This window comes from Rossellomorea sp. YZS02 (assembly GCF_033963925.1).
Lineage (GTDB): Bacteria > Bacillota > Bacilli > Bacillales > Bacillaceae_B > Rossellomorea.
In genome coordinates, this window is the sequence record NZ_JAXBLY010000020.1 from 100,472 (window position 1) to 107,931 (window position 7,460).

A 7,460-nucleotide genomic window follows, 5' to 3' on the forward strand; every position below is an offset into this window, starting at 1 on the left:
GTAGGAGATGAAGTACATTGTTGAAAGACCATGCAAAACTGATGAGTGCCTTCTTAGCCTCTGGCGAAGTGGTGGGAAGGAAGAAGCTTCAGAAGATGATATTTATCGCCAAGAAGCTTGAATTCCCGTTTCAGGAAAAATTTCAATTTCATTTTTATGGCCCGTATTCGGAAGAATTGACGCTTCGGGTGGAGGAACTCTGTAATATGGGGTTCATTTCGGAAGTAAAGGAGAAAAAGGGGGGATATTACCAATACCGCTACACGGTCACGAAAGAAGGGGAAGACTTCCTGCAGATTTATGAAAAGGAAATGCCCCACTTAAAGGATTGCCTCACGGATATGAACATACAATCAGCACGCTTCCTTGAACTGGTTTCAACCGTCTTATATTTTGACAACCTTCCAAAAGAAGAAGTCGTGGAGAAAGTATTCACACTCAAGAGCAAGCAGAAATACACAGAAGAAGAAATCGACGAAGCCTTCGCCTACATCGAAGGACTAAAAACGAAAAAAATCGTTCAGTAGAGAACGTTCTTATATGAGATAAGGGGATCGCCCGTTTTGAGGCGATCCCCTTTTCACACTATTTAGGTGTCTGATCCATTTTTTCAATGATCCGATCAAGCTTTTCTTCAATTTGCTTATCTTGTTTCTGCTGCTGGATCCGTCTATTCCGCCATCCTTTTGCCACCATAAAAAAGAACACGACAATGGCTAAAAGGAGAGCCATCATGAACAGTTGGAAGACGACATCGCCGATATTGAAGTCCATATCACTCAAATCCTTTCCATATGTGTATGGTATATCGTATTCTTCAGATGTGAATGTTGCCCATTTTTTCTGAATAGATCCATTTGGAGGGATAAAGAGAAAGCCTGCCTTGAGAGCAGGCAGACTTAGATGAATTATTGATCGCTCAGTCTCTTACCGCCGACGGCATAGTGACCTTTTGTCATTTCTTCGATGAACACGACAATTTTCTCTTCAGGTGCTCCCGTTGTTTCGCTTACGGCTGTTGTCACTTTTTCGACGAGGGCCCGTTTTTGTTCTTCTGAACGGCCTTCGAGCATTTTGACGGTGATATAAGGCATTATGATTCGCTCCTTGCTTTGGGATTTGGTACAATCTGTGGTAGGCTCGTACTCTTTAAATGTAATGGGTAGGGAATGAGAGAGCAAGTTTGATATGATAATGTCATGAATGCAGGAATTTTTCTGTATACTATGGAATAAGGAAGTAAATCATTTTTTAAAGGAGTATACATACTTTGGATACCATTAGCTCACTTTTTGAGTCGATTTCCGTCTTCCGATTGGAGGAGCTCCCGTTCGTCGTGATCGCCCTCGTCATGGCCTTTACGGTTCATGAATTCGCCCACGCCTTTGTGGCATACAAATTCGGGGATACGACAGCGAAGGATCAAGGAAGACTCACATTAAATCCGATTCAACATCTGGACCCGTTTGGGACCCTTTTAATATTAATTGCAGGCTTTGGTTGGGCACGACCGGTTCCGGTCATGAGATCCCGTTTCAAAAACCCGCGCCTGGCAGGAGTGCTCGTATCCGTTGCAGGTCCACTGAGTAACTTCCTGCTCGCGTTCATTGCCTTCGGGATCTTTTACTTTTTTGTAGGGGTGACGGGTGGTGTCGGTGTTCCACCGTTCATCATTGATCTCTTGCAGATGATCGTTTACTTGAACGTATTATTATTCGTGTTTAATTTACTGCCGTTCCCTCCACTGGATGGGTACCGGATCATAGAGGATCTGTCCCCGAATCATGTCAGGGCAAAACTGTCCCAGTATGAGCAATACGGCGTTCTACTCTTTTTGATCATTGTGATCACGCCGCTTGACGAATTTACGATCTGGCCGCTATTACAAGGTGGTATGACTGCGACCAACCAGGCATTCAGTGCGATATTCACGACGATCTTTTCAATCTTTAGCTAGAGGAGTGAAGTTTCATGGAAAAGAAAAAGAACATTGGTTTCAACATCATCAAAAGTGATCCGACAGACGGCCACGGTGGTTACGGGGTAGGTTCATTGAGCCTTGATAATGTCTCCCCTGTCATGATTGATGTAGAAGAAGGGGAAGCAACGATCGAGATCGGTGCCATGCACGCAAGAAGCCCGATCGAAAAAGGAATCAAATTCACCAATAACCGCGAGGACTCCGCAGGCGGTAAGCCGTACTGGCTGATCTGGGTGACCATCGACCGGATGGAAGACGGCCCGTACTATGCAGGAGTGACAGCTTGTGAGCTCGTCGTGAACCGCGAAAAGCGCAGAGGCTACAAGTCCATGCCGGAGCACGTGAATAATATGGATAAGTCCATCAAACGGAAGATCGTCCTTGACCATCTGGACGACAAATCCAAAGGCATTCTCAAGGACTTTTTAACGAAGCATGATGCAGGCATGTGGGAACGCTCAAAGGATGAGCTTAAGGAAGCGTTAAAAATATAAAATCATCCTTTTGTGAACAAACTGTGACATTTATTTGAATATGTCGTTCACATCTTGCCCTTATGGAAGAAAAAAAGTACACTTAAATCACAGTTTGCACATAAACTAGGACATGAAAGACCCCGGGTTCGCACAAACCCGGGGTTTTTCGTTTTGGTTTTATAGCTATATAGTGTGTGATTAGGGGTTGGTTCGGTAAAATGGGATTTCGTTGAGCCGGTTTCGGTTTGACTTGTGTCAGTTCACGGGAAACTTGTGCCAAATGGTGAACACTCATTTTTCTAGAAAGACTACCTCCGCTTTTGGAGATGTCCAGCTCCGGCGGCTAGTCCCTCGAGGTCATAAGACAAGAACGCCAAAAAGGCAAAGAGCGCCTTTCCGACGTTCTTGTCTTATGCTTGTCGGGCCTGACCAAGCCGCCTCCGCTTTTCTGTTAAAAAATCCAATCCTTTACTTTATTGTACCAAGACTTTTTCTTTTTCTCCGGTGCCTGTTCTTTCGGAGCTTCTTTTTCCCCTAAATGTTCATGGCAGTATTCCGTCGGCTCGGTTCCTTTCACGAAGTAGGTGAAGCGCTGCACCGGGCAATCTTCAGTGGCGAGCAGTCCGTTATGCGGATTCACTGCTACACCGACGACGCCTTTTGTCGGTTTGAAGTTTTTGACCGGTTCATCCTTTAAAGCTTCTTCCATGAAGTGGACCCAGATTTTCTTGGCATAGTATTTATCGTCGACGAGTGAGATTTCTTTTTCTCTGTCGTATCCGGTCCACACTCCCGCGGTCAGTTGAGGGGAGTAGCCGATCATCCAGTTGTCCGTGTTGGTCGTGCCGGATTTACCTGCGTAGGGACGGGTCGCGTCTTTTCTGATTTGGATCCCTGTCACCGTCGAGTAATCATTGAGCTTCGGATCGAATATCCCTGTCAGCATATGGGTCATGACATAGGTGAGGTCCGGATCGAGTACTTGCTCTTTTTTCGATTCATGTTCGTAAATGACGTTCCCGGACCAGTCTTCCACTTTCGTAATGAAGACGGGCTTCACTTTGTAGCCGCCGTTGGCAAAGATGCTGTAGGCGTTGACCATATCGATGACTCTTGCCCCGGATGTCCCGAGAGCCGATGAAGGGTATTTCTTCACCCTGGTCGTTAAGCCGAACTTTTCTTTTGCCGTTTCGGGCAAGGTGTCCTGGCCGATGAAGAGGTGGGTCTTCACAGCGTAGACGTTATCAGACAGTGCGATTGCCTGGGCAAGGGTGATATCACCATTTGCATATTTATTGTTGTAATTATGAGGGGCATACTTTTTTCCATTATCGAACGTGAAGGACGTCAATTCGCTCTTCATCGTGGTAGAAGGCGTAAACCCCTGCTTTAAGGCAGAATAGTAGAGAAGCGGCTTGATGGTCGATCCCGGCTGGCGGATGGCCTGTACGGCACGGTTGAACGGACTTTCTTCATAATTCCGTCCCCCGACGAGAGCCGTCACATACCCATTTTTCGGATTCATGGAGACGAATCCAAGCTGGATATCGGATTCTTCGGAAATCTGTTCCTTCACGACTTTTTCAGCAACCTTTTGATGATTGGGGTTGAGTGTCGTATAGACTTTCAAGCCGCCCATCTCGATGGTACGTTCTTCAATTCCCAAGTCCGAACGCAAGATACTTTTCACCACATCTTGAAAATAGGGGGCGGTTTCTACCTTTTCATGGGCATGTTCGCCTGTGATGCGGATCTGGGCTGCTTTGGAAACGGCTTGCTGCTCCTTAGATATGAACCCGTCCTCGGTCATGGACTGAAGGATAAGCTCCTGACGCTTCTTGGCATTGTCCATATGAGTAACGGGTGAATAGTAAGATGGTGCTTTCGGTATCCCGGCAAGCATGGCCGCTTCGGATACGGATAATTGATTGGCGTCCTTTCCGAAATAGTACTGACTGGCTGCCTGGACCCCATATGCACCGTGTCCGTAATAGATGGTATTTAAATAGCCTTCTAGAATGTCCTTCTTGGAGTAGTTCATCTCGATTCTTATTGTATAGAGGGCTTCTGAGATCTTTCGTTTCCACGTTTTATCGTGGGAAAGAAATAGATTGCGAGCGTATTGCTGTGAAATGGTACTTGCTCCCTGTACCTTCGACATGGCTTTGACGTCGGCGAGTGCCGCTCCTGCCATCCGTTTTATATCAAATCCGTAATGCTCGTAGAAGCTTTTGTCTTCGATTGAAATGGTCGCTTCAATGAGGGCCGGAGAAATTTCTTTCAGCCCGACCCAATAGCGCTTCTCCCCTGTATTTGATTCTCCTATGACAGAACCGTCCTCACTGTAGATCAAAGTAGATTGAGGGACGGCGAGAGGCGGGGGACCCTGGACCTTGGCGTAGATCAAAACCCCCATGATCCCGAGCATAAAGAGGACCATAGCCGCGAGGGCCCCCACCACTGCAAATCTCGCATATTTTTTTGTCTTCTCCATTCGAGCCATCAGTTCCATACCTCTCCCTGCTTTCCCTGCAAAGGCCCGCATTTCTTGAGGGACGGACCTTGGATTTTTTTATATCAGTGCATTGGTTTATACTGATTAACGTGTAGTATTAGTATGAAAAGATTTACGAGATTTTAAACCTCAAAGGTTTAGAAAAAATTTCACTTGAAATTTTGCTAGATTCCACTATACTTTTTCTCATGTTTGTATTTATCATGATAGGGAAGGATAAAAATGACGTCCTTTGCGGATGTTTTTATAAATAGGAGTAAAGCCCGTTATGTCAGGCTTTCGCTTAACTTTGTCCTCTAGGTGAACGTGTGAAAACTCAAACTAGTGGTATACGATTTTTTTCAGCTTGGTACGGCAGCAGCGAGAAAATCGATAAAAATTGAAAAACAAGAAGGGAAGTTGAAACAATGAGTGGACTTTGGTACACAGAGAAACAAACAGAAAACTTCGGAATCACAATGAAAATCAAGAAGACTTTACATACAGAGCAAACGGATTTTCAATATCTAGAAATGGCTGAAACAGAAGAGTGGGGCAATATGCTGTTCCTTGACGGGATGGTCATGACGAGCCAGAAGGATGAGTTCGTTTATCATGAAATGGTCGCACATGTTCCATTATTCACGCACCCGAACCCAGAGACAGTATTGGTTGTAGGTGGCGGAGACGGCGGCGTCATCCGTGAAGTGTTAAAGCACCCGAGCGTGAAAAAAGCGGTTCTTGTTGAAATCGATGGAAAAGTGATCGAGTATTCGAAGAAATATCTTCCGGAGATTGCGGGAGAATTAGAAAACGAGCGCGTGGACGTACAAGTGGACGATGGCTTCATGCATATCGCGAAAAGTGAAAACGAATATGACGTAATCATGGTGGATTCCACTGAGCCAGTCGGACCAGCAGTGAACCTATTCACAAAAGGTTTCTACGCAGGAATCTCGAAAGCATTGAAAGAAGACGGAATCTTCGTCGCTCAATGTGATAACCCATGGTTCAAGGCAGATCTTATCCGCCAGGTACAAAGCGACGTGAAGGAAATCTTCCCAATCACACGCCTGTACACAGCGAATATCCCAACATACCCAAGTGGCCTATGGGCTTTCACCATCGGCTCCAAAAAGCACGACCCAATCGAAGTACCTGCAGAGCGTTTCCACGACATCGAAACCAAATACTACACACCGGAACTGCACAACGCAGCCTTCGCCCTGCCGAAATTCGTTAAAGACCTGACAAAATAAGTTTGAGGGACGGACCTCAAATTTCAAGGTGAAATCCTATAATATCAAGGAGGGACGGGCCTGAACCAAGGTCCGTCCCTCTAAATAGAGAGGTTGAAGAATATGCGTTTTGATGAGGCTTATTCAGGTAATGTGTTTATTAAGAGTCATCCTTCTTATGAGGATAGCCAGGTAGTCCTTTATGGGATGCCGATGGATTGGACGGTGAGTTACCGTCCGGGTTCCCGTTTCGGTCCTGCCCGTATCCGCGAGGTGTCGATCGGATTGGAAGAGTACAGTGCGTACTTAGACCGTGAGCTTGAAGAAGTGAAATATTATGACGCAGGTGACATTCCGCTTCCTTTTGGTAACCCGCAGCGAAGCATCGATATGATAGAAGACTATATCGACGGCCTTCTTGGCGACGGGAAAATCCCATTCGGAATGGGTGGCGAGCACCTTGTTTCATGGCCGGTCATGAAAGCCATCGCGAAGAAATACCCGGACCTTGCGATTATCCATATGGACGCTCACACGGATCTTCGTGAAGAGTATGAAGGGGAGCCATTATCCCACTCAACTCCGATCCGCAAGATCGCTGAGCATATCGGACCGAAGAACGTCTATTCATTCGGAATCCGTTCAGGGATGAAGGAAGAATTCCAATGGGCAAAGGAAAACGGCATGCACATCTCTAAATTTGAAGTGCTTGAGCCGTTGAAGGAAATCCTTCCTCAGCTTGCAGGACGTCCTGTCTATGTAACGATCGACATCGACGTATTGGACCCTGCCCACGCTCCTGGAACTGGAACCGTGGACTGCGGCGGAATCACTTCGAAGGAATTATTGGCATCGATCCATGCGATCGCTCACTCTGACGTCAATGTCGTTGGTGCAGACCTTGTAGAAGTAGCGCCAATTTATGATCCATCCGAGCAGACAGCGAATACGGCAAGTAAGCTGATCCGTGAGATGCTTCTTGGTTGGGTAAAATAAAACACTTCACAGCCCTTTCTGATTGACAGAGGGGGCTGTATTTTTATATTATATGTTTAAAGTTTTAAACATATAAACCAATTAGAGGGACGGACCTCTTTTACAAAAGCTGTTTTTGTATACATTGTTGCTTTTGAAGTAGCGAGTGGCGGTTGATTTCCGCTACAGGTGCTCGCTTTCCGCGGGGCTGGCGGTGAGCCTCCTCGGCTACGCCTGCGGGGTCTCACCTGTCCAGCGTTTCCCGCAGGAGTCGAGCACCTTCCGCTCCAATCAAC

8 protein-coding genes are annotated in these 7,460 nt (G+C 46.3%); 5 read left to right on the top strand and 3 right to left on the bottom strand.

What is annotated here, in order from left to right; translation table 11 throughout:
• Positions 1–17: 17 nt before the first annotated feature.
• The gene (locus SLH55_RS18425) at positions 18–527 is read left to right on the top strand and encodes a YwgA family protein (RefSeq protein ID WP_219169540.1); all 510 of its coding nucleotides are present in this window, start codon (positions 18–20) and stop codon (positions 525–527) included.
• 58 nt (positions 528–585) lie between these two features.
• Here the strand turns inward: SLH55_RS18425 and SLH55_RS18430 are convergent, their stop codons facing one another.
• Together SLH55_RS18430 and SLH55_RS18435 are read right to left on the bottom strand one after the other, a co-directional pair.
• Positions 586–774 (bottom strand): Vpu, encoded by a 189-nt coding sequence (locus SLH55_RS18430; RefSeq protein WP_219169538.1) that lies wholly within the window; start codon positions 772–774, stop codon positions 586–588.
• A 134-nt stretch (positions 775–908) separates the two neighbouring features.
• Positions 909–1,094, bottom strand: a complete 186-nt coding sequence (locus SLH55_RS18435; RefSeq protein ID WP_219169537.1) for a 2-hydroxymuconate tautomerase — start codon at positions 1,092–1,094, stop codon at positions 909–911.
• Positions 1,095–1,351: 257 nt separating this feature from the next.
• Here SLH55_RS18435 and SLH55_RS18440 point away from each other — a divergent pair, with 257 nt between their 5' ends.
• The gene (locus SLH55_RS18440; protein ID WP_219169620.1) at positions 1,352–1,957 is read left to right on the top strand and encodes a site-2 protease family protein; all 606 of its coding nucleotides are present in this window, start codon (positions 1,352–1,354) and stop codon (positions 1,955–1,957) included.
• Positions 1,958–1,971: 14 nt separating this feature from the next.
• Positions 1,972–2,475 (top strand): YwhD family protein, encoded by a 504-nt coding sequence (locus tag SLH55_RS18445; protein WP_219169536.1) that lies wholly within the window; start codon positions 1,972–1,974, stop codon positions 2,473–2,475.
• Between the two features lie 433 nt (positions 2,476–2,908).
• Here the strand turns inward: SLH55_RS18445 and SLH55_RS18450 are convergent, their stop codons facing one another.
• On the bottom strand, positions 2,909–4,969 hold the full coding sequence (locus SLH55_RS18450) for a PBP1A family penicillin-binding protein (RefSeq protein WP_320324221.1): 2,061 nt from the start codon (positions 4,967–4,969) through the stop codon (positions 2,909–2,911).
• Between the two features lie 410 nt (positions 4,970–5,379).
• Between SLH55_RS18450 and speE the strand changes: the two genes are divergently transcribed.
• Both speE and speB read left to right on the top strand, forming a co-directional pair.
• Positions 5,380–6,210 carry a spermidine synthase gene (gene speE, locus SLH55_RS18455; protein ID WP_219169534.1) on the top strand — a complete coding sequence of 277 codons (831 nt, stop codon included), beginning with the start codon at positions 5,380–5,382 and terminating at the stop codon, positions 6,208–6,210.
• A 102-nt stretch (positions 6,211–6,312) separates the two neighbouring features.
• Positions 6,313–7,185, top strand: coding sequence for an agmatinase (gene speB / locus SLH55_RS18460; RefSeq protein ID WP_034765069.1), 873 nt, complete (start codon positions 6,313–6,315; stop codon positions 7,183–7,185).
• The last annotated feature ends 275 nt before the right edge of the window (positions 7,186–7,460 follow it).

Bases quoted from the DNA above. Each gene is read 5' to 3' on its own strand.
- speB (WP_034765069.1), top strand. From the start codon at position 6,313: ATGCGTTTTGATGAGGCTTATTCAGGTAATGTGTTTATTAAGAGTCAT.
- speE (WP_219169534.1), top strand. From the start codon at position 5,380: ATGAGTGGACTTTGGTACACAGAGAAACAAACAGAAAACTTCGGAATC.
- SLH55_RS18435 (WP_219169537.1), bottom strand. From the start codon at position 1,094: ATGCCTTATATCACCGTCAAAATGCTCGAAGGCCGTTCAGAAGAACAA.
- SLH55_RS18430 (WP_219169538.1), bottom strand. From the start codon at position 774: ATGGACTTCAATATCGGCGATGTCGTCTTCCAACTGTTCATGATGGCT.
- SLH55_RS18440 (WP_219169620.1), top strand. From the start codon at position 1,352: ATGGCCTTTACGGTTCATGAATTCGCCCACGCCTTTGTGGCATACAAA.
- SLH55_RS18450 (WP_320324221.1), bottom strand. From the start codon at position 4,969: ATGGAACTGATGGCTCGAATGGAGAAGACAAAAAAATATGCGAGATTT.
- SLH55_RS18445 (WP_219169536.1), top strand. From the start codon at position 1,972: ATGGAAAAGAAAAAGAACATTGGTTTCAACATCATCAAAAGTGATCCG.